Consider the following 23,283-nt stretch of genomic DNA (forward strand, 5'->3'; position numbering starts at 1 on the left):
GCGACGGCACCCGGTTGCTCGGGTACGCAAGGTTGAGCTAAGCATCGATCATTCTGACCATTTTTCGCACAGAAAGCTGCTCGATGAGGGTCGCGACGTCGCGCGCGCAGCGTTCGGCATCGACCTCGTAATGCCTTTCGAGCCGCTTTACCAAGTCAGGGACTGTCACTGGCGATGCGAGATACTCCCAAATCCGCGCCCCGATGGGGTCAAGCCCGTAATAGACACCCCTCTCTGCGTCGAGCATCAGCATTTCGCCGTCCATCGAGGCGGTAATTAGTCCTTCAGCCCGAATCCAATGTTTCGACCTGCGTCCAGATTCATTAAGCACGCGAACCTCCGCTACTAGCAACGCCATAGATGCTCACCTCGGTGGCGATCAATGACGATCTGGCACCAGAACCACCCTAGGTAACCGACTGCCGACCATCATCTCGTCGTTGTTTAGAGAGACTACGTGGCCATCGCCAATTCAAGCCGTGAAGATCATTTGGTAGGGAAGTCGCGACACAGTCCGCGTCCCAGCTTCTTGCTCACAACGGGCTGCATGGAAGAGGTCGCAGCATGATGCCCGCAGAGACGGGTTGTGGGAATCGGACTCGTCGCCGGCCTGTTGGCGCTAGCTGGCTGCGGTCTGTCTTACCCGAGCGAGACCATCCGCTATCGCATGACCGTTGATATCAACACCCCCGACGGTCTCCGAAGCGGATCGAACGTGATCGCATCTACGATCACCGCCGGTCCGGGCTTCGGCGATGCCAGCGGGATCGCGTATCGTCTTAGGGGCGAAGCCGTGGCCGTGCCCCTGCCGAGCGGCAGAATGCTGTTTGCAGTGCCGGCGCCAGAAAAGGGCGGCGATGCTGGAGCCTATCACGCCGGCCTGATGCAGCGCGCTGCGTGCAGAAAGGGCCGGCCCACGGCTCGACCCGACCCTAGGCTCTGCGGAAAAACGTTCCGACGGTGGGCGCGGGAGCAGACGCTTGCAGTCGAATTAAGTCCGTCGGACTATCCGATCCTCTTGATCTTCCGTGACGGCACCGATCCGAAATCGTTTCAGAGGGTTAGCCCTGCGGATTTCGCTTCCGTATTCGGGCCCGGCTATGCGCTGCGCGGCGTCACATTGCGGGTGACGGACGAGGACATAACCACCGGAATCGAGAAGAAGTTGGGATGGATTGGCGGCTATCGGAATAAGACTTTCGCGGGTAACCGATTTGGGGTGGATAACTCACCTGCGGATAGTCTGGGAACTGGAAGCTTTTCGATGGAGCTCGGCGAATAACAGGTAAACCGGTCCTGGACGGGCCCGGCAGCATGCGCGACTTGAGCGGTGAGAATTTACCACGGAAACTTGTACACTACACGGGCCAGTCAGCTTTCCACCCAGCTACAGTCATCGAGCGTTCTGCGGGGGCTATCTGAAAGCCGACCTGCGACTTTCCCGCATTTCTGGCGAGGACCTGTCATTCAGCAACCGGTCCAAAAGCTGCCGCGCTGTGGTGGTTATCAGTTCAAGACCCGAAAAAAATGCTCAAATCGGCCAGTTGAATTAGTCTGTCGCCGTCGTTTCATCTGTAGTTCGTTACGCAACTGGCGCGCACCCCCGGCGGTGGATGACCGGTTCAGCGCAGCCTTTTGCCGTCAGAATCCCAGACTTCGACTGGCCCGAGGTTGAGGGCGCGAACCCCAGTCTCGATCTTCGAGAGGTCTCCGACGACGACCCATGTCATCGCATCGGGGTTCAGCATTTTTGCAGTGTCCGCCAACGTCTCCGGCGTCAGCGCGGTGTAGCGCTGGGGCAGGGTGGTCAGCCAGTCATAGGGCCGATTGTACTGGTCGACCCAGCGCAGATAGCCGACCATCGCATTGTTCGTTTCGAACTGGTCGGGTAGCGTCAGCACCTGGCCGCGCACAAACAGGTTGAGCTCCTGCGCAGTCGCCGGTCGCGTGCCGGTGATAGCCTGCAATTCCTTGGCGATCTCCGACAATGCAGGCGCGGTCTGGTCCGTCTGCACGCTGGTATTGACGGTAAAGGTTTGCGGGCCGACCCCGCCGCCAATCCCGCTGCCTGCGCCATAGGTCCAGCCCTTGTCCTCCCGCAGGTTCATGTTGAGCCGCGCGGTGAAGCCGCCTCCCAGCACCCCGTTCAATGCCTCCAGATCGAAATTGGCGGGATCGAGACCGTTGGGCATGATCTGCCCGACGCGGATCACCGACTGGATCGCACCGGGCTTGTCGACCAGCACAACGCGCGGGGCGGTCTGCGCGGGCAGCGGGACGAGTGTCTTGCTGCCCTTGGCCGATGCATGCGCTTTCCAGGTACCGATGTGCCGTTCCAGCGTCGCGACCAGCGTGTCGAAGTCGACATCGCCCGAAGCGTAGATCGTGCCGTTGTCAGGACGGATCCAGCGGTCGTGAAAGGCGGTGAGATCCGCGCGGCTGTACGACGCGATCGTGTCGGCACGACCGGCAAGGCGGATGCCATAGGCATGGTCAGGACCGTACATCGCATATCGGTAGATGTTCGCAGCAATGCTGCCGGGGTCGGCCTTGGCCTGTTGAAGCCCGTTGAGCGCGTTCTGTCGGTCGCGTTCGAGGTCGGTGTCGCGAAAGCCTGGGCTTGCGATCATGTCGGCCCATAGGGAGATGGTTTCGTCGAGCGCGGGAACCAGCGCCGAGGCTGCGAAATTGCTCGTATCCGAATCGCCATGGGCATAGATCCGCGCGCCCAGCATTTCGCTGCGCTCGGCGAACTGACTGCCTGTCAGCGCCTGCGTGCCGTCGCCCATCACATCGAGCGTGAAGCCCTGCAACCCCGGCTTGGCGGTCAGATCGGCAGCACCGCCCGCGTCGAAGGTCGCGACCAGCTCGACCGTCGGCGTGCCCTTTTTGTGCGAGAAGACGACGCGCATGCCATTGGAGAGCCTGGCCTCGCGCCGCTCTGGCAGGGTGAAGGAGGTCATGTCGGCGAGCGCAGGCAGCTTGCTGCGATCGGCGCCGTCGGCGATCGAGCGATACTGGCCGAACGGCTCGACCGTCAGCCGGTGATTAGGCCGCGTGACCCACTCCTGCGCCGCGCCCTGCACCCTGGCGGCGGTCAGCGCGGCAAACTCCGCTTCCGAGGCGGCGTAGCGACCGGGATCGTTGTTGAAGATCATTCCGCCCGACAGCATCATGGCGCGGATGAACAATGACTCGCGTGAGCGGACATTGTCGCCATAGGCGATCATCTTGTAGCGCTTGAGTTCCGCCGGGGTCGGACCCTTTGCAATGAAGTGGTCGAGCTCGCGCTGGAGCGCAGCCTCGGCTTCGGCGCGATCGACGCCGGGCTTCAGCCGCATGTCGATCGTGAACATGCCGGCAATCGCCGCACCCTGATAATTGACGTCCACATTGGTGGCATAGGGATGGTCGATCACCAGCGCCTGATTGAGCCGCGACAACCGTCCGCGCCCCAGCACCATTGCTGCCATGCGCAGCGCGGCGCTTTCCGGCGCGTCATTGCCCGGAACTGCCCAGGTCCATGACAACGCGGTTTGGGGGACATTGTCCTGTACCGTTTCAGTTCGCACGCGATCGAGCGTGGGAACCCAGGCCTGGACGCGCGATACCGGGCGGCCTTCGGGCACGCTGCCGAAATATTTGGTGACCATCGCGCGCGCCTGATCGAGCGTCACATCGCCCGCGATCGTCACCACGGCGTTGGTCGCGCCATAATAGCTGCGGAACCATTCCTTGACGTCGTCGAGCTTGGCGGCGTCAAGATCGGCCATCGATCCGATAATCGGATGGTAATAGGGGTGGTTTGCCGGGAACAGCCCGCGTGCCCGCATTTCCGGGATCATCGAATAGGGCTGGTTTTCATAAGTGCGCTTCTCGTTCTTCACGACGCCACGCTGCTCGTCGAGCTTGGCCTGGGTCACTGCGCCGAGCAGATAGCCCATCCGGTCGCTTTCGAGCCACAACACGCGTTCAAGCCCGCCGGTGGGTACGACCTCGTAATAATAGGTCTGGTCAAGGGATGTGGCGCCGTTGACGCTGGACACGCCGATCTCCTGCAGCGGCGGCATATATTCCTCGTCATGATGTTCCGATCCGTTGAACATCAGATGCTCAAACAGATGCGCGAAGCCACTCTTGCCCGCCGGCTCGTTCATCGATCCCACGCGATACCAGACGGCAACCGCGACCTTCGGCACCGAATGATCCTCGTGCACCACGACGCGCAGACCATTGGGCAGGGTGAAGGTCTGGTAGGGGATCGATGCGCTCGCCACCGGGGATACTGCTGTCACCCCGGCCTTCTGCTTCGGCATGGTCTGCGCGGTGGCCGTCGGCATGATGAGCGCCGCCGCCGTCGAAGCGAGCAGAAACTTGGGCAAGGTCATGTTGGAGAACTTTCCAGAACAGGACCGGCCGACGCGCCATCGCTGCGCCGGCCGGTCGGACATCAAGGACGATCAGAAATTGGCAGAAGCGCCGATCTTGAAACCGCGGCCACCAAGATAGGTGGCCTGAGTGAACACCTTGGGCGACCCGCGCTCGCCGCCGAATGTCTGCTCGACATCGGGGTCGCGCGTCCCGTTGAGGAGATCGGTGCCCTCGATATAGATCCGGAACTTCCCGAATTTCGGGCGGAGATAATATTCAGCGCGCAGGTCCAGCGTCTGCACCCCTTCGTTATAGACGCTGAGCGCACGGGGGCGGAACTGGGCAAGCGAGCGCGACTGGAAGCCATAGGTCAGCGTCGCGTCGATATCATATTTGTTGTAGGTCAGCGCCGCCGTACCCGAATGCCTGGGCTGCTGAGTATAGGCGAGGCCCGGAAACTCGAAGACGTGATCGGGATCGGGATCGTAGTTCCATTTATACCGGTCGGTTCGCGAGCTGTGCGTGTAGGTATAGTTCAGAAAGACGCCAAAGCCGCTCAAGATCCCCGGCAAGAAGTCCAGACGCCGCTCGGCCTGCGCTTCGATCCCCCACAATGTCGCGGGAGCGTCGCTGTTCGCCGGCGTGCCACCGGTGACAAAGACCGCCCCGGGATTGGCGGGGTCGAAATAGGGTGCTCCCTGAAAATAGGGATGATCAGGAAGCGTGACCGCTTCGAGTGCCGCCGGGCCATTGGTGATGTTGGTCTGCAGCAGATTGTTGGTCCGCTTGTAAAAACCGCTCAGTTTGAAGATCCCGATCCCAGAATAATATTCGGCGCTGAGGTCGAAATTATGGGTGATTGCAGGCTTCAGGTCGGGGTTGCCGCTGTTGATCTGCAGGATCGGCTTGACGCCTTCGGGTCCTGGTATCGGGAAGTTGATGAAGGCGATCCGCGTCTCGCTCGAAAGCTGGCCGATCGAGGGACGCGCGACCGACAGGAAATAGCCACCGCGGAAGATCAGGTCGTCGCTCTCGCGATAATTGAACAGGATACGGGGGAGAAAATCCTCTGCCACCGCGCTGTTTGTCACAAGCTTTGAGAATTGCGCCTGAAAATCGGTGTCGTTGCCAATCATCCCGTTCAGCATCGGGCCGATATAGCTTGGAAAATTGAGATTGGTCGCGGCCAGCTTCGTGCGATTGTAGCGAACGCCGCCGATCACCTCCAGCTTGCCGAACTGCAGCTTGCTCTGCAGATATGCAGCAAAGTTGGTTTCCTTTGTGTTCTCCTCGTCCTGGCCAGGGATCGGAGCGATCGGGCTGAGCGTCAGACCGGTCGTATTGGCCAGTGTCGTGATGTTCGCAACGAAGTTGCGCAGTGATGCTTCGCTGATCACCGTCAGGCCCGGATTGCGAATTCCGATGCGCGTCAGATCCGACGGCGCGAACTCCAGGCCAACAGACTCCGCCGGCACATTGCCCCCGATTTGCGTCCGCCTGACATCGCTCTGGAACGACGTCCGCTCGTAATAAGCGCCAAGTTCGACATAGGAAAGCGGGCCGGCATTTGCGTCCCAGCGGACGCTGCCGCTCGCGGTGTAGCGGTCGTTGCTACCCATCGCGTCGTCGATCTGGCCGCTGGCGTTGTCGATCGTGAAGTTGCTGGGATCGTTGATCAACGCCCAGCCGGCCGCGCTCAACAGCGGCAAGGGGATGCCGCTGCCCGCGCGCGGCGCGAACCCGGTGACGATCCGGCCGGTCAACGGGTCGACCGCCTCGGGCAGGAACAGCGCCGCGCTCGCATCGCTGTCCGCCATGCGCAACTCGGTCGTAAAGCTGCGCGGGCTCCGTTCGGTTCCCCTGGCATAGCCGGCCAGATACTTGATCTCGATCGCACCGAGCCGCGTCTTGCCGTTCAGGCTGTAGGTGTCAGTGACCTTTTTGGAGTCCGGATTGTACGAATAGGTCTGCGACCGGAAAATGCCCTGGTTGCCGGGCGTGAGGTCGAGGTTCAATTCGGCGTTCGGGGAGCCGCCCGGGATAACCGAATATTCAGCGGCCGTGGCAAAGGTGTCAGTGAGCGAGAAGAAGCTGTTGATCGATTCCGAGTGCTGGGCATCGAACTTCAGGTTGGTGTGGTCGCCAAGGCGCCATTCGGCCGAGAGCGTCGCCGCGAACACTTCATTCTCATTATGATAGAATTTCGTCGCCAGGCCGCTGGGATAATATTGGTCGGATCCCGCAACGAATGGGAAGTCGAGCAGGGGGTCGACCGCTTCCTCCGTCAGCGCAGGGACGCCGCCGGGACCGACCGGCAGATAACGCCCGAAGTTCATCCGACCGCCATTGCTACCCGCATCATACGCGATCGAGCGCGTATTGTGACGCCGATATTGTCCTGAGGCGCTGATGCCGAAATTGTCGGTCAACCTGGCCGACACCGTTCCCGAGGCGAGAAAGTCCGTGCCGAAATCCTGCGGGATGCCGCCGCCTTCGACCAGGAGGTTCGCATAGCGCTTGGGGCGATCCAGTGGTGACATCGTCTCGATCTCGATCAGGCCACCGGTGCCTGAGCTGTCCTGGCTAGGCATCAGCGACTTGTGGATGGTGATGCGACTGACTGAATCTGCGAGCAGGTTGGACAGGTCGGCCGAACGCCCTACGCCGTTGCCGACCGGGAGATTGAGCCCGTTGAGCTTCACTGCGTTCATGTCCGGCTCCATGCCGCGGACGATCACGTTCGTGCCGTCGCCCGTCACGGTGTTGCGCTCGAACGAGATGCCGGGTGCGCGTCGCAGTGCCTCGGAAAAGGTGGTTCCGGTGAAATTGCCGAGATCGTCAGCCGAGATCACATCGGCGCTGTTCTCTGCTGTCCGCTGGATGTTGAGCGCGGTGGCGCGTGCGCTGCGCGATCCGTAGATTACGATCGGCGCATCGCTATCGTCGACTGCCTCGGCGAGCGCGAGCGTAAGCTGGGCGCGATCACCGCCAGTCACGGTTACGGTGCGGGTCAGGGGGGCATAGCCCAGATAGGTGATTTCCAATGTGTAGGAGCCGGCGCGGATCGCCGGGAACCGGAAATTGCCAAAATCGTCGACGCGGGTCGTCTCACCGGTCTCGACGATCCGGACCAGGGCGCCAGTGATGGGCGAGGTGCCGTCGGGCCCGGTGACATGGCCACTAAGGGCGCCGTCGCCCGCTTGCGCCGCCCGTGCCGGTGCAGGCGCGGCGGCAACGACAAAGGAACCGCCACCGGTGACGGTCAGCGACAGGCCGGTACCGCTGATCAGCGCCTCATAGGCGGACCGTGCGGTATGGGCTCCGCGCAGTGCCACTGCCTTGTGATTGCGCACCGCATCGCCCGAAAAGACGATGTTCGTATTGGTGCGCGCCGCGACTGCGCGCAACGAGATCTCGAGCGACTGGGCTGGAAGGTCGAAATTGTAACGGGCCTGCGCCTGAGCGACGGGAATGGTCAGCGCGCTCGTGGCCACGGCAAGCACGGCGATAGTCAGTTTGGACACCTGCAAAATTCCCCCCAATCCGGAGCGACCCCCATGATGCTCCGATCAGGTAGACGATGCTGCAGCGCAAAACCGACATCGCATCGTTATAAAAATGCAATGTCGGCCAGTTCAGGGTACGATTTGTAGCGTTTCGCCCTCTTTCCGGACATGAAGTCCATGGAGCGCTGCCATTGCCTCGGCGAAATCGCGCGTCTCGTTGGTGGCGAAAACGCCGGAGATGGGAAGTGCCGCCAACCTTGGGTCCGTGACCTCGAGCTTTGCACCACCATAGCGATTGAGCTCGGCAACCGCCTCGACCATCGGCGTATCGCGGAAAATCGCCTGCCCGCGCCGCCACGCTGTGGCGACTTCTGCAGATTCGGTGTCGATGACGGGCTGTCTCGCTCCCGATGCAGTGAACCGCTCGCCCGGCGCGAGGATCGCGCTCGCTTTTGCCGCCGTGCCGGTCCGGGGCGACAATTCCGTAACCGAAACCTTGCCGTCAATCAGCGTGACGGTGACTAAATCCCCCTCGCGTCGGACGAGGAACACCGTTCCAAGCGCGCGCACCTGCTTGTCGCCTGCCGTGACGATGAAAGGCCGCGCGGCGTTATGAGCAACTTCGAACATTGCCTCGCCATGGTCGAGGCGGATGGTGCGCGTTCCCGGCGTGAATTCGATGTCGACCCGGCTATTGGTATTGAGCGCAATGCGGCTGCCGTCCTCCAGCACCGCGACCTTCTGCTCGCCGACTGCGGTCGCATAGCCTTGCTCGGGGGCGAGCGACATCCAGATCGTGCCGATGCCGAACGCAACCAGCACCGACGCTGCGAGCGCCAGCGCCGAACGGCGCGTCAGCGACCGCCGGGCCGGGCCTTCCGGCGCGCGCGCGTGCATGCTGCGTTCTGCGTCCATGCACTGCACCGCGCCCGGCAGCATCGTCCATATTTCGGTTGCACGCTCAAAGGCAGCGCAATGTGCCGGATCGGCCTCGAGCCAGGCGTGTAGTCCGCGCTCGATACCGTTGGTCCGCTCGCCTTGGAGACGCGCAACCCACGCCGCAGCTTCAGCGTCGATCGACGCGGGGTGGATTTTTCCGCTCACCAGCTCGCCATCCAGTCCATCAATTGCAGCGTAGCGCGAGCGACCTGTTTCTCCACGGCGGCCACGCTCATCTGCTCTGCCCTGGCGATATCGGCATAGCTCATATTGTCCAGCCGCCGGCTCAGCAGAATGCGGCGCGTGCGTTCAGGAAGCCGTTCCAGCCCGCGCGCAACATGACGCAGCCGCGCCTGCTCCTCGACGATCTCCGCCGGACCGGGCGCGCTGTCTGCGATAGCGTGGAGATCGTCGCGATGCGCAAAGGGCGCGCGCGCATTACGGCGATGGCGGTCGATCGACAGGTTGACCGCGGCAGTGATCAGCAGCGCTTCCTGCGAGCGCCCGACAGTCGTTTGCTGATACTGCTCCACCTTGAGAAATGCGTCTTGAACCAATTCGTCGGCGTCCTGATCTGAGATGCCCTGCCGCAGCACGGCGCGCCGGGCCTTTGCCATCATCTCTGCCAATGTCGGCATCGACCAGACGCCCTCAGCTACTCAGACGACCGAGCAGGCGAAATCCGACATCCTGTATCGCGGTAGCGGGTAATGACTCGAACACACCGACATAGTGACGTCGCTTGAACAGGATGCAAGCGGGCATCCCGCCTGACGGGTCGCGCGCGATGGTCGTCAAACTGGTGTTTGGCGTGGCGCTTGGCGCTTCTTGTGGTCATAGTTGGCTAGCGGGTATGCCGTGGCAGCCTCCAGGCTCACGGCAGCGAACCACCTGGTTTCGGTCATTGCGCACCTGAGCCGCCTCGCCAATTGCGGCCCGACCGCAAACGCCCCCGCGTTGGTCGTTCGTTCGATCGTGCCCCGATCCCAATAATTACCGTTCAATCGCGCTGCATAGGATCCTGCTCGTCTATAATGAAAATCGCCCACATTTGGGCGCCGGAAAAAAGCAGGTATCGGCACCGGTATCCATAATAGACCAGGTTGCGACGTCGGGTGTGATGATGTGTCTAGAGCGATGCGCCACTGTCAGTTCCATTCTCCTGCCGTCGGAGAACATCCTTGCTTAAATCAATCAGGTCGGAGCAGGCTGTCCTTGGGATGTACGTCCACTCATTCTCCGGCGGCTGGCTTTCACACCCCCTGTGGCGATCGCGGCTTCTGATATCGTCGGAGCGGGACCTTGCGCGGATCCGCTCCAGCAATTGCGAGATCATCATCGATACGTCAAAGGGGCGGGATATCCCGCCGCCCCCTTCCATCCGTGCATCGGTCAGCCCTGCGCCCATGCGGGCTTCCGGGCGCTTCGGCCGGGCGGATAAGGTGCGAGCGTCCGAACTCGCGCAGCGCTCAAAAACCATCGTCGACGCGATGTTTGCCGACTGCCGACTTGGCAAGGGTGTGCCCACCACCGAGATTCTGGCGGTTGTCGAGGACATTGCAAGCTCGCTCAACAATATGGCGGCCTTTATCAGCGTCACGCGCCTGAAAGCGCAGGACGACCAGACTTATACGCACTCGGTTGCCGTCTGCGCCTTGATGATCAACCTGGCCCGCGAGATCGGTTGTACTGCCGAGGCCGCGCGGGACCTTGGTATGGCGGGGCTACTTCACGACATCGGCAAGTCGACAATCCCTCCGGACATCCTGCTCAAGGCCGGCCCGTTAAATGAGGCGGAGACGATCGAGATGCGCCGACATCCGGGTCAGGGCCACGCCATTCTCTCGGCTACCACCGGGGTGCCCGCAGTGGCGCTGGACGTCTGCCTGCATCATCACGAGCGCCTTGACGGATCGGGATATCCGTTTGGCCTAAAAGGCGAGGCTATCAGCATAGCGACGCGAATGGCCAGCATCTGCGACGCCTACGATGCCATGACGTCGATCCGCCCCCATGCCGCTGGCAAATCGCCATTGGAAGCCGTCACACAGATGGAGGCGGCCGACGGACAGTTCGACCGCGCGTTGCTGTTTCACTTCATGGGCAGCATCGGCGTCTATCCGGCGGGCAAGCTTGTCCGCATCCTGGGCGATCGGCTCGCAGTGACGTTGCCGCACAAGGGTCAAGGCATGGATCCGGTCTTTCGCACCTTTTACTCGACGGTCGAGACGCGCTTCCTCCACCACCGCGATGTGATACTGAGCGATTGCCTCGGCGAAGGGACCACGGTTATTGCCGAAGATCCCGGCAGTTGGTTCTCCGAATCTTGGCCCATGATGGCGGCGCGCATCATGGCGGGTGAACGCCCTGTCAGACCAAACTGACCCCCGAATAAGGTGGCGGAGGTCCACCCAAATATGCCGTGGTTCGAAAGGCAATCGGCCGGGTCCGTTTCGCTATTGCAATGCTCGCCCGAGGCGTTCTGCCTGGCGGTGGTGACCTGATCGCTGTTCCCGCTATCGTCGCGGAGTGATGCTGGCTTGACGTCCGCTGCTCGCCCGCCAGCCGCTAAAGGCAGTCGCTCTGCCAACCGCCCAGTTTTCGCAATTCGTGCGCTTTCATCTGCGGCCCGCCAGCGATCGGGCCGGAAGCGACTGCGTGCCCGATTGCGGTCCTCAAAGCTCTGCTCGGATTCGCCCGAGCTGCCATTGGCCTGCTACTGGTTAGGCTAATGCGCGAGCGAACTTTCCTGGCGGATATCCCAGGCGTCTACGAAACGCCGTGCTGAACGCGCTGGCTGATTCATAGCCGATTTCTTCTGCGATCCGATCATGCGTCTTGTTACCACGAGCCAGCGCATCCTTGGCGATCGCCATGCGCCAGCGTGCCAGATACTCGATTGGAGCACATCCCAGCACCTCGCCGAACCGGGCCGAGAAGGCAGAGCGGGACATGCCCGCAATGCGCGCCAGTCCCGCCACCGTCCATCTGGCGCTGACATCGGAATGGATCGCCTGCAGCACGCGCGCGATCACCGGGTCCTGCATGCCGCTCAACAGGCCTGCCGTAACCGCATCGGTGGCAAAGGCGCGCCAGCGGAGCGCCTCGACCAGCAAGGCCTCCAGCATGCGCTGAATGATCAGCTCTTTGCCGGGATAGTCGGTAGCGCACTCCTCGGCCAGCAGACCGATAAAGCGTCCAAACCGCGTCGAGCGCCCCTCTGAGGCCGGGATATGGATACGCGAGGGTAGAAGCGACATCAGCAACGGGCGGTTGACCCGCTCGAAGTCGAAGCTTCCACCCAGCGCCGCAAATTGCGGCGCACCATCGGGGTCGCCGTGCCGGACGGCATCGGCACGTGGCGTTGCCCGCGTACCGCGACGATGAGGCTCGCTCCCCAGCGAGAAGGCGGGCGTTGTCGGCAATAGCAGAAAATCACCCTGAGCGAGGCGCAGCGGGTCTTCGCCGTCAAGGGTCAGCCACGCCTCTCCCGTGATGATGAACGTAAAGCCCGGCGCGTCATATGCGTCATAGGCGACAGCCCAATGCCCGCGTCCCGAAATGGGCTTCGACACTGCGGCACGCGGACGCAGCAAGGTAATAACATCACTGAGAGGATCCATGATCCTGGACGATCTGTAAATAGGAATGGATGATCGATTATATATCGTATGCAAGGAGCTGTCTATCTCCAGGCCTTCAACACATGGAGACTGACATGACCAAAACCATTCTCATTACCGGGACCTCGTCGGGCTATGGCAAGGCGATCGCCGAGCATTTCCTTTCGCAGGGCTGGGACGTGATTGCCACGATGCGGCGGCCCGAGGCGGGCGCTTTCGCTGGAGACACCCGCCGTCTGCGCGTTCTGCCGCTCGACGTCACCGACGAAGCGAGCATTGCCGCGTTGTTTGAGACCGCTGGTCCGATCGATGTGTTGGTGAACAATGCCGGCATCGGCGCGGTTGGCGCCTTTGAGGTGACGCCGATGTCGCTGGTGCGCAAGTTGCTCGAGACCAATACGATTGGCGTGATGGCGATGTGCCAGGCGGTCATCCCACAGATGCGTGCGCGCCGTTCGGGCATTATTGTCAATGTGACCTCGAGCGTCACGTTGGGCGCCTTTCCGCTGGCCGCAGCCTATACCGCAAGCAAGCAGGCGATCGAAGGCTTTACTGGTTCGCTTGCCCACGAGCTCGCCTATTTCGATATCTCTGTGAAGCTGGTCGAGCCCGGCTATGCGCCGACCACCAGGTTCGGCACGAACGCAATCATACCGTTCGATCAACTGCTCCCGGTGGAGTATGCCGACTTCGCCAGGCCAATCATGGAAGCCTTTGCCAAGCCGGCGCTGACGACCCGCGAGCTCGACGTGGCCAAGGGCGTCTGGAATGCTGTGCACGATTCAGAAGCACGGCTCAGGTTTCCCGCAGGGCCTGACGCTGTGGCGCTCGCGAAAGGGCGGTGAGGGCTGGCCTCGGCTCAGGGGGCACGAAATCATTCTTCCGTGCCCGTCCTGTCCGCAACGTCCGCTCTCAGATCAATCGCGCAGCGGGTTGCACGTCTATGGTGACGCGCAGCCGCTTGCGCAGCTGAACGGCCCCTCGCGCACAATCGGCGCGTCGAATCAAACTGCTTGCTGGTGCTCAAAGCGCTCCCGAGCCGCCTCGGCACAATCCGCCGCTGTGCACGGCGCCTTGATCACGCTCGTTCCGGCGGGCAGCGCGCCGCCTGTGTGGAGGCAGCCATGTCGCTGTTGCGGCGCGGCAGGTCGCCAAGGGCCTTAGGCAACGCTCGCACGTGGGCCCGAAGCGGTTTCTGGCTCTGTCAGGCCCTGTGCGGGTCCGGTGGGGGCAATGGGGAGGTGTGTCGCACGATCGAGGAAGCTGCTTAATCGCGCCAACCCTCAAATTGCTGCAAAAGAAGGGCGGAGAACTCGATGCCGTGCGTCTAATGGCCCACGGGATAGCGATGAGAGGTTGTGTGGCCGCTGCGTATGGAAAGGATGTGGTTGAGCTCAGCCGGGAACTTCGTCCTGCGCTGATGGCGTTCTTTCTGCGGCGCGTGCACGATCATGCCGAGGCCGAGGACCTGACGCAGGAAGTGTTCTCGCGGATCGCGGCCCAGCCGGACGTGGCGATGCGGTCGGGCAGCGCCTACCTGTTTCAGGTTGCAGCGAACCTGTTGCGCGATCGCGCGCGGCGTCAGCAAGTGCGGCGCAACTACCGTGAAACCCTCGGGCAGATCGACGGCGAGGCGATCGAACTGATCGATCCGTTCCGCGTCACCGCAGCGCGCGGCTCGATCGCGATGCTGCGCACTGCGCTGGATGAACTCGATCCGACGACATCGGCGATTTTCGTTCTGTATCGACTGGAATATATGAGCAAGGACGTGATCGCGGAGAGGTTCGGGATTAGCGTGCGAACCGTCGAGAAGCACTTGGCCAAGGCATTGGCGCGGCTGACGATACAGATGGGGGATGCACTTTGAGCCCGCGCGGACCTTCGCCCGAACGGTTCGAAGCCGCTGCGGTGTGGTGCCTGGCGTTGGCGGAAGGGCCATTGTCGGATGAGCGGCAGCGCGCGTTTGACGAATGGTTGGCCGCTAACCCCGACAACCTGACCGCATTCGAGCGGTCAACGGTTCTTTGGCAGCAGATGGGCGCGGCAGCGTCTTCACCCGAGCTGGCGGACGCGCGTCAGCGCGCGCTGGCAACATTCCGCCGCCGCAACCAGTGGCGCTGGGCACGGCAACCGGTTGCCGGTCGGGTGATCACAGCTGCACTTGCGATGCTGATTGCACTGAGCGGCATCGGGTGGTGGTGGCAGAGCGTTCCGGAAATCTACCGAACCGGCGTTGGCGAGCGCCGCGTGGTGATGCTTGACGACGGATCGCGCGCGTCGCTGGATGCAGCAACCGAAGTGGATGTGCGGATGCGTGGCGACCAGCGCGAGCTGCACCTGGTAGCCGGGCGGGCCAAGTTCGACGTCGCAAAGGACCCCTTGAAGCCGTTCAGCGTGCGGGTAGGGGACAAGCTGGTCGTGGCCACGGGTACGTCTTTCAGCGTGGAGATCGTAGGCGGCAAGCTCCGCGTCATTCTTTATGAAGGCAGGGTCGTCGTGCTCGACCGTCCGATGGGGGCGGAGTTTCCCGTCGCGGTGGCGCCCGCGTCGCGCGATGTCGATGAACTGATGGCCTTGACCCCGGGTCGCGAGTTGGTGGTGGACATCGCGGGTCGGTCGAAATCGCGTTTGACCAGGGCGGACCCGGTCCGCTCACTGTCCTGGGAGGGGGGGCAGCTGGTGTTCGAGGATGAACCGCTGAGCCTCGCCGTAAACCGGATCAACCGATACTCGACGCGACGCATCGTGCTCAAGGGCGCAACCGGCTGGATGCGCGTGAACGGGGTATTCAACACCGGTGATGTCGAGGCCTTTGCTACCGGGGTCGAGGAAACGTTGCCCGTGCGCGTCATTCGCGAACGCGATGTCGTGACGATCACACCGCAATAGCGCTGCGTTTTTTGGCCCGTTCGCTTTTCTTGGATTGGCCCGGGCGGGAATTCCAGCATGGCGCGTCTTATCCCCCCAGGCGCACCACGATGCCGGTTCAGGGGGACTTGCAATGACCATGACACGCACCATCAAGCCGGCAATCTGCTCGATTGCGGCGATCGCGCTGGCTCTGCCTGTGGCAGCGGTCGCGCAGGTTCAGACCTATAGCTTCAACATTCCCGCGCAGGATCTGGCTTCCGCGTTGCGACAGTTTGCGCAAACCTCTCGGCAGCAGGTTTCCTTCAGCGGCGTGACCGTGCGGGGACTCCGCAGTGTGCCCTTGCATGGCGCGTACAGTGTCGATGGAGGGTTGGGTATTCTGCTGCGCGGCAGCGGCCTGACCGTTCGCCGCGCGGGGCGGGTTCTGGTGATCCAGAAGGCAGATGCAACTATCTCGCCCGTGTCGACGCAGCCCTCGGGCGGGCGTACGCCGGGTGACACGGCCCAACAACAGGAGGCGGCGAGCGAGGCCGAAATCCGCGATACCGAGATCGTCATCTCGGGCTCACGCATCGACCGTCCGGGATTTGAATCTCCCACCCCGCTTACCCGCGTCAGTGCCCAGGAGTTGAGCGTCGCAAGTCGCGCCAATGTCGGTGCAGCGCTTGCGGACTTGCCGCAGTTCAAGGCGGGGCAGTCGCCCCAGACCTCGGGCACCAACGCCCAGGCCGGGCGGATGCCGGTGGACTTGCGCGGCTTGGGCGCGGCGCGCACGCTGGTCCTGCTCGACGGACGCCGGTTTGCGAGTGATAATGATCTCAGCACCATTCCCTCGGTGCTGGTGAAGGATGTCGACATCGTGACCGGCGGCGCATCGGCCGCCTGGGGTTCGGGCGCGGTTGCTGGCGTGGTCAACGTTCTGCTCGACCATGACTTTGACGGGGTGAAGCTCGGCGCGGAAGCCGGCATCTCCACCTATGGCGATGCGGGGCAGCGTCGACTGGAAGCCGCGTTCGGGACCGAATTCGACGGCGGTCGTGGTCACTTCATGGTCGGTGGCGAATATCTCGAAAATGACGGCCTGATGACCAAGACGGCGCGCGAGAATACCGGCCGCTGGGTGCTGCTCACTCAAAATGGCGCGTCCACGCTTACGCCCAATGTCGGCTACGCCAACGCCTTTATCGGCGGGATCATCACGTCCGGCGTGCTCAAGGACAGGGGGTTCAATCCCGACGGCAGCCTGCGCACCCCCTCGCTCGGTGTCGCCATCGGCGCCAATATGATCGGCGGTGAATCGCCCTCTGACGACAATTACAGCCCGCTCGCCACGCCGCAGAAGCGGATCGCCGCGCTCGCCAATGTCTCCTACGAAGTCTTCGACAATGCAACGCTGACGGTCGAGGGGCGCTATTCGCGCTATTGGGGCAATTATACGTGGTTTGGTGACCATAACCGCGGCAACATCACGATCCAGCGGGACAACGCATTCCTGCGTCCCGAAATTCGCGCGCAGCTCGATGCTGCGGGCCAGACGAGCTTTACGATGGGCCGGTATAATTCGGACCTGTCGTACACCTCGATCGACGTCGCACGTGAGGCGTATCAGGGCACGATCGCGCTGGATGGCAGCTTGGGCGGTGGCAAGTGGCGCTACGGCGCCTATTACAGCTATGGCGAATACCGCAACGACATCGACACGCCCGGCTTCCGCAAGACGGTTGAATTTGCCAATGCGGTTGACTCGGTGATCGGGCCGGGCGGAACGCCCGTCTGCCGGATCGCGCTGACCAATCCCGCGACCAGTTGCGTGCCGCTGAATCTGTTCGGCGAAGGCGCGCCGTCGGCCGCCGCCATCGCCTATGTCACGGGTACGCCGAGCCTGCGTTCCACCACGCGGATGCACACGGTCGGCGCCGACTTGCGCGGCGAGCCGATCGAGCTGCCCGCGGGGCCGGTGTCGATCGCCGTGGGCGTGGAAGGCCGTTGGGAATCGATCGACTCGTTCGCCGGCGCATTGGACCGCCAGCGCGCATTCGCGACATTCCAGTTCGGCGACCTGTCCGGCAAGGATTCGGTCAAGGAAGCATTCGGCGAGGTCGTGATCCCGATCCTCAAGAACGTGCCCTTGTTCAACAAGCTCGAGTTCAATGGCGCCGCCCGTTATTCGGACTATCGCAACAGCGGCGGCATCTGGTCGTGGAAGCTGGGCGCCACGAACGAATTCCTGCCCGGCGTAATCGGCCGCGTGACGCGCTCGCGCGATATTCGGGCGCCCGGCCTGAGCGACCTCTACACCACCCGGACGCAGAGCTATGTCGGCGTGGTCGATGTAAATCCGGTGACGGGCGTAAGCCAGAGCGTGACCGCGCAGGTCATTGGTGGCGGAAACGCCAATCTGCTGCCCGAGGCGGCTGACACCTGGACGGCGGGCATTACCACCTCGCCGCTGCGCGGCCTGACCGCGTCGCTCGATTACTTCGACATCACGATCAATGGCGTGATTGCGTCGGTGGGGGCCCAGGACGTGATCAATCGCTGCCGTGCCGGAAACCAGGATTTGTGCGCGCGCATCAGCCGCGATGCCGGCGGAAACCTGATCGAGGTGCGGGCGGTCCCGGCCAACCTTCAGCAATACCAGACCAACGGCGTCGACGGCGACATCGCCTACACCACCGCGCTGGGCGGCGATCCGGGCAAAAGGCTAAGCTTTCGGCTCGTCGGCACATGGGTAAACAGCCTCACGATCGATGACGGCATTACCTCGCTCGAATATGTGAAGAACACCAGCTACGCCTTCGTCACCGGCATGCCCGATTGGCGGATCAACGGCAGCATCGGCTATGCCGACAACGGCTTCAACGCCGTGGTGCGCGGTCGCTATATCGCCCCGGGCTATTACAACCGGAACCAGAACATCACGAACAACCAGGTTCCAGCCTATGCCTATGTCGATCTGCAGTTGAGCCAGACGATCAAGGCGGGCGGGCGCGAGCTGGATATCTACGCCAACGTGTCGAACCTGCTCGACAAGGATCCGCCGATCGCCTCACTGTTTTCGCCCTTCTACGATACGGTGGGCCGGTTCGTCACGGTCGGCGCCCGTATCCGGCTTTAAGGGGGCCAGAGCGATGAAGCGCCGTTTGTGGATTTACACGGCCATCGCCGGGATGGCGGCCGCCGCCGCCGCCCCGGGCATGGTCCAGGGGCAGCCGGTCGAGCGACTGCAGTTCGAAGCACGCGAGGCGACATGGATGGCGCCGGATGTGTCGCCCGACGGGCGCACGATCCTGTTCGACGTGCTCGGCGACATCTATGCGCTCGACGCCGCCGGCGGTGCGGCGCGGCCGCTGCTGACCGGCGATGCGCTCGAGACCCAGCCGGTGTTTTCACCCGATGGCCGGCAGATCGCCTTTATTTCCGACAAGTCGGGGGCGGCAAATCTGTGGGTAGCCAATGCCGACGGGAGCAACGCGCGCAGATTGTCGAGCGACACCGATCCGGCGATCTATTCCTCGCCAGCCTGGTCGCCGGACGGACGCTTCATCTATGTCTCGCGCACGGTCCACAATATTCTGGCGTTCGAACTCTATGCCTATGGCGCGCAGGGCGGATCGGGGATCAAGGTCACGCAAGCGCGACCGACCGGAACCGAGAGCCATGCCGACCGCGTCAATACGTTGGGCGCGGTGGCGTCGCCCGAGGGAAGCTATCTCTATTACGCGCGCAAGATCGGCGGGTTGTGGTCGGACAAAGTGTTACCGCATTGGGAGATCGTGCGGCGCACGCTCGCGACCGGAGTGGAGGACCGCATCATTACCTCGCCTGGCGCGGCAATGCGGCCTGCTTTGTCACATGACGGCAAGCAGATCGTTTATGCCAGTCGCTCGGGCGCACAGACCGGATTGCGCATCCGCGACCTCGTTACCGGAGCGGATCGCTGGCTGAGCTTTCCGATTGATCCGGACAGCCAGATGGGCGGTTACTATAACGACCTCGTCCCGCGCGTCGCGTTTCTGCCTGGCGACAAGGAAGTTCTGACAGCGATCGATGGCAGATTGACGCGCATCCGCGTCGCCGATGGTGTGCGAACGGCAGTGCCGTTCACGGCGCCAGTCGATCTTGCGGTGCGCCCGAACACGCGGGTCGAGGTGCCGGACGAGACCGGGCCGGTGCGGGTGCGTGTGATCCAGGCCCCGCGTCTGTCGCCGGATGGCCGGTTGATCGCGTTTGGGGCGCTCGGCACGCTCTACATACAGGATCGCGCAGGCGGCATGCCGCGTGCGGTGGCGGGCGTCGAGGGCATGGCCTTTCAGCCGGCCTGGTCGCCCGACGGCCGGACGTTGGTGTATGTGACCTGGAGCGGCGAGGGCGCTGGCGGGGGCGCGCTATGGGCGATCCCGGCATCAGGGGGCAAGCCGCGGCGGCTATCGCAGGCTCCTGCCTATTACAGCGAGCCGAGCGTATCGCCCGATGGGAAGTCGGTAGCGGTGCTGCGCGCAACCAGTATCGAGCGCCTGCAATCTGCGTCCGACCTTCAGGCCAGTCGGCCGACCGACATCGTGCTGCTCCCGATGGCGGGCGGCGAGGGGCGGGTGGTTGCCAGCAAATCGGGCATGAAGGCGCTGTCGTTTGATGCGACGGGCGGATGGCTGCGCTATATGAGCGGGCCGTCGGTCGAGGCGGTGGCGGTGCAAAGCGGCGCGCTGCGACGCATCTTCGACCTGCGCGTGCCCAACGCCAATCGCTATTTCAACAACATCCAGACCCCGCCGGAAGATATCCGACTGAGCCCGGATGGGACGCGGATGCTGGTCAAGGCGGCATCCCAGGCCTGGCTGCTCGACGTGCCGCCAACCTTCTCCGCCGATCCGCCAACGCTCGAGCTTGCACGGCCCGCTGTGGGCGGGGTGCGGTTGACCGATATCGGCGCCGATTATGTCGACTGGTCGCGCGATGGGAGGACCGTGATGTGGTCGCTCGGGGCGACCATACGCACGATCGATGTGGCGCAGGCGGCAGGCCTGGCAAAGGGCGTCGCCGAGAAGCAGGCGGCACGGATCGAGGCGCGGGTGGAGCTGCCGCGCGACGTGCCCCAGGGCAGTGTGGTACTGCGCGGCGGCACTGCGATCACGATGCGCGGCGACGAAACGATCGCGGGCGCCGATGTGGTAGTGACCGGCAATCGCATCATCGCGGTCGGCAAGACGGGTGAAGTGGCCGTGCCGCCCGGCGCCACGATCGTCGATGCGACCGGCAAATATCTCACGCCTGGCTTCGTCGATACGCATGCCCACTGGTTCGAACTGCCGCGCCAGGTGCTCGAGGCGAATCATTGGAGCCTGCTCGCCAATCTCGCTTATGGCGTGACCAGCGGGCTCGACGTGCAGCCATTCACCGTCGATGTGTTCGGCTATCAGGACATGATCGACGCCGGCATCATGGTGGGGCCGCGCGCTTTCTCGACCGGACCGGGCATCTTCGTGAACAGCGAGATCAATTCGGAGGCGGAGGCCGAAGCTGTGCTGACCCGCTATCGCGACTATTATCGCACGCACAATCTGAAGGCGTATCTTGTCGGCAACCGGACGCAGCGCAAGCTGGTGGTCGAGGCATCGGGCAAGATGGGGATGATGGCGACGACCGAGGGCGCCAGCGACTTCAACCTCAATCTGACCCATGCGATCGATGGCATGGCAGGCAATGAACATAATCTGCCGCTGACGCCGCTGCGCGAGGATGTCGTGAAGCTCTATGCATCGTCACGGATCGGATACTCGCCGACCTTCGGAGTGCTCTATGGCGGATTTGCGCCCTATGATGGCCAGGTGATCGCGGGGGCGATCGACCAGGATGCCAAGCTTGCGCGCTTCGTTCCTCCAGGCATCATCGAGGGCAAATTGCGAAACCGCGTGTGGACGCCGGCAATCGACCGGTCCTCCGCTTCGTTCGCCGCCGACGCATTGCGGATCCGCAACGCCGGCGGACTGGTCGGAATGGGCAGCCACGCGGTCATCCAGGGTCTTGGCTATCATTACGAGATGCGCGCCTATGCGCAGGGCGGCGCGACGCCCCATGAGGTGCTCCGCGCGGCGACGCTCGACAGCGCCGAGGTGATCGGTCGCAAGGCGCAGATCGGCAGCCTCGCGCCGGGCAAATATGCCGACATCCTGATCCTGAGCGCAAATCCGCTGGAGGCGATCGAGAACGCGGCGGCGATCGACAAAGTGGTGAAAAACGGTCGCATCTATGACGCGGGGACGCTCACCGAACTATGGCCGCGCAAGAAGGCACTTCCGGATCGCTGGTTCACCAAGGCACGGCGCAACTGAACGCGTGAGGATAGACGAGAGATGAAGATGACCCGGCGTACGCTCTTATCCGCCGCTCCGGCAGCAACAATTGCAAGCCAGCTATCGGCTCGCCACGCCGGTGCGGCCGAGACCGGGAGCGAAATCCTTGCAATGACGGCCGTTGATCTGGCGGCGGCGATCCGGCGGCGCGACGTGTCGAGTCGCGAGGTGATGACCGCGCATCTGGCCCGCGTCGACGCGCTCAATCCGCGCTTCAACGCCATCGTCTCGCGCGTTGACCGCGAACAGCTGTTGCGCGAAGCGGCAGCGCAGGACGAGGACGCGGCAAAGGGCACGTTCCGCGGCCCATTGCATGGCTTTCCACATGCCGTGAAGGACACAGCGCCAGCGAGAGGGATCGCGCACACACAGGGCTCGCCTCTGCTGCGCGACAACATCGCAGTGGCGGACTCGCTGGTGGTCGGACGGATGCGCGCGGCTGGAGCGATCTTCACGGGCAAGACCAATGTACCGGAATTTGCGCTCGGCTCGCACAGTTTCAACCCGGTGTTCGGCGTCACGCGGAACGCCTACGACCCGAGCAGGTCGGCGGGGGGCAGTTCAGGCGGCGCCGCGGTCGCGCTGGCGCTGCGCATGATGCCGCTGGCCGACGGCAGTGATTTTGGCGGTTCGCTACGCAATCCGGCGGCGTGGAACAACGTCTTTGGCTTCCGCCCATCATTTGGACGGGTGCCGTCGGCGCCCTCAAGCGACGTGTTTGGCCAGACCTTTGCGACCTCGGGGCCAATGGCACGCACGGTGCGCGACACTGCGCTGTTGCTCTCTGTTCAGGCGGGAGCAGATCCACGGGCGCCCTTCTCCCTCAGGGAGGATCCCGCGATCTTCGCGAAGTCGCTCGAGCGCGAATGGACGGGCAAGCGGATCGGCTGGCTGGGCGACCTGCAGGGTGCCTTGCCGATGGAGGCGGGTGTGCTTGAAACGTGCGAGAAGGCGCTGGCGGCGTTCCGGGCAATCGGGATGCGGGTCGACGCGGCGAAGCTGGACGAGCCCGCCGATGCAATGTGGCGTACCGCTGTGACGTTGCGCTATGGCTCCGTCGGCCCCGATCTGATTGCCTTTGCCGAGCGGCCCGAGCACCGCGCGCAGATGAAGCCGGAAGCGCTTTGGGAGGTCGACGGGTATCGCAAACTGACCGCGATCCAGATCACACAGGCCCAGATGGGCCGCACGCGCATCTATGAGGCGTTCCGCAAGGCGTTTGCAACGTTCGATTTCCTCATCCTTCCCACCGCGCAGGTTTTTCCGTTCAGCGTCGAGCAGCGATGGCCGACTGAGATCGCCGGACGGACAATGGACAGCTATCATCGGTGGATGGAAGTCACGTTGCCTGTAACGATGGCTGGATTGCCTGCGCTGTCAGTGCCAGCGGGCTTTGGCGGGCGCGACGGATTACCGATCGGGATGCAGATCATTGGGCCGGCGCACGCTGATCTTGCCGTTCTGCAAGTCGGCCATGCCTATGAGCTTGCCTCGCCCTGGATCAAACGTGCCTTGCCGATTGAACGCGGGATTTGACTTGCTTTGCAATCAACGGGCGCGCTGGCACGTAACCCTGACAGGTACGTTGCCTCATGCTCGATGCTGCAATGTTGCATT

At 63.0% G+C, this 23,283-nt stretch carries 14 protein-coding genes and 1 pseudogene; 8 read left to right on the top strand and 7 right to left on the bottom strand.

Translation table 11 applies throughout. From position 1 onward, the window contains the following. Positions 1-37: 37 nt before the first annotated feature. On the bottom strand, positions 38-253 hold the full coding sequence (locus K9B35_RS00595) for a PqqD family protein (protein ID WP_263622218.1): 216 nt from the start codon (positions 251-253) through the stop codon (positions 38-40). Positions 254-667: 414 nt separating this feature from the next. Between K9B35_RS00595 and K9B35_RS00600 the strand changes: the two genes are divergently transcribed. Next, positions 668-1,282, top strand: coding sequence for a hypothetical protein (locus K9B35_RS00600; RefSeq protein WP_224919872.1), 615 nt, complete (start codon positions 668-670; stop codon positions 1,280-1,282). Positions 1,283-1,622: 340 nt separating this feature from the next. Here the strand turns inward: K9B35_RS00600 and K9B35_RS00605 are convergent, their stop codons facing one another. From K9B35_RS00605 to K9B35_RS00625, 5 genes and pseudogenes are all read right to left on the bottom strand, one after another. After that, positions 1,623-4,388 carry a M16 family metallopeptidase gene (locus K9B35_RS00605; RefSeq protein WP_224919873.1) on the bottom strand — a complete coding sequence of 922 codons (2,766 nt, stop codon included), beginning with the start codon at positions 4,386-4,388 and terminating at the stop codon, positions 1,623-1,625. A 72-nt stretch (positions 4,389-4,460) separates the two neighbouring features. Continuing rightward, entirely contained in the window at positions 4,461-7,895 is a 3,435-nt protein-coding gene (locus tag K9B35_RS00610) for a TonB-dependent receptor (RefSeq protein WP_224919874.1), read from the bottom strand. Positions 7,896-8,006: 111 nt separating this feature from the next. Further along, a complete protein-coding gene (locus K9B35_RS00615; protein WP_224920479.1) occupies positions 8,007-8,816 on the bottom strand; it encodes a FecR family protein in 810 nt (269 codons plus the stop codon). 24 nt (positions 8,817-8,840) lie between these two features. Continuing rightward, a pseudogene (locus K9B35_RS20325) lies at positions 8,841-8,981 on the bottom strand (FecR/PupR family sigma factor regulator); the annotation flags it as partial. Next, entirely contained in the window at positions 8,978-9,454 is a 477-nt protein-coding gene (locus K9B35_RS00625; protein WP_224919875.1) for an RNA polymerase sigma factor, read from the bottom strand. The gene K9B35_RS00625 and the pseudogene K9B35_RS20325, both read right to left, overlap by 4 nt. 543 nt (positions 9,455-9,997) lie before the next feature. On the opposite strand from K9B35_RS00625, the gene K9B35_RS00630 reads away from it, so the two are divergent. Continuing rightward, positions 9,998-11,200, top strand: a complete 1,203-nt coding sequence (locus tag K9B35_RS00630) for an HD-GYP domain-containing protein (RefSeq protein ID WP_224919876.1) — start codon at positions 9,998-10,000, stop codon at positions 11,198-11,200. A 339-nt stretch (positions 11,201-11,539) separates the two neighbouring features. Here the strand turns inward: K9B35_RS00630 and K9B35_RS00635 are convergent, their stop codons facing one another. Beyond that, positions 11,540-12,493 (bottom strand): AraC family transcriptional regulator, encoded by a 954-nt coding sequence (locus K9B35_RS00635; RefSeq protein WP_224919877.1) that lies wholly within the window; start codon positions 12,491-12,493, stop codon positions 11,540-11,542. Between the two features lie 41 nt (positions 12,494-12,534). On the opposite strand from K9B35_RS00635, the gene K9B35_RS00640 reads away from it, so the two are divergent. The 6 genes from K9B35_RS00640 to K9B35_RS00665 all read left to right on the top strand — a co-directional run bounded on the left by K9B35_RS00640 (position 12,535) and on the right by K9B35_RS00665 (position 23,202). Then, entirely contained in the window at positions 12,535-13,284 is a 750-nt protein-coding gene (locus K9B35_RS00640; RefSeq protein ID WP_224919878.1) for an SDR family oxidoreductase, read from the top strand. A 443-nt stretch (positions 13,285-13,727) separates the two neighbouring features. Next, positions 13,728-14,309, top strand: a complete 582-nt coding sequence (locus K9B35_RS00645; protein WP_224919879.1) for an RNA polymerase sigma factor — start codon at positions 13,728-13,730, stop codon at positions 14,307-14,309. Positions 14,310-14,350: 41 nt separating this feature from the next. After that, positions 14,351-15,331 carry a FecR family protein gene (locus K9B35_RS00650; protein WP_224919880.1) on the top strand — a complete coding sequence of 327 codons (981 nt, stop codon included), beginning with the start codon at positions 14,351-14,353 and terminating at the stop codon, positions 15,329-15,331. Positions 15,332-15,449: 118 nt separating this feature from the next. Then, positions 15,450-18,431: a TonB-dependent receptor gene (locus tag K9B35_RS00655; RefSeq protein WP_224919881.1), complete on the top strand. Its 2,982-nt coding sequence runs from the start codon at positions 15,450-15,452 to the stop codon at positions 18,429-18,431. Positions 18,432-18,444: 13 nt separating this feature from the next. After that, positions 18,445-21,645 carry an amidohydrolase family protein gene (locus K9B35_RS00660; protein WP_224919882.1) on the top strand — a complete coding sequence of 1,067 codons (3,201 nt, stop codon included), beginning with the start codon at positions 18,445-18,447 and terminating at the stop codon, positions 21,643-21,645. Positions 21,646-21,672: 27 nt separating this feature from the next. After that, positions 21,673-23,202: an amidase gene (locus K9B35_RS00665; protein WP_224919883.1), complete on the top strand. Its 1,530-nt coding sequence runs from the start codon at positions 21,673-21,675 to the stop codon at positions 23,200-23,202. Positions 23,203-23,283: the final 81 nt, after the last annotated feature.

The organism is Sphingomonas sp. R647, assembly GCF_020177055.1.
GTDB lineage: Bacteria > Pseudomonadota > Alphaproteobacteria > Sphingomonadales > Sphingomonadaceae > Sphingomonas.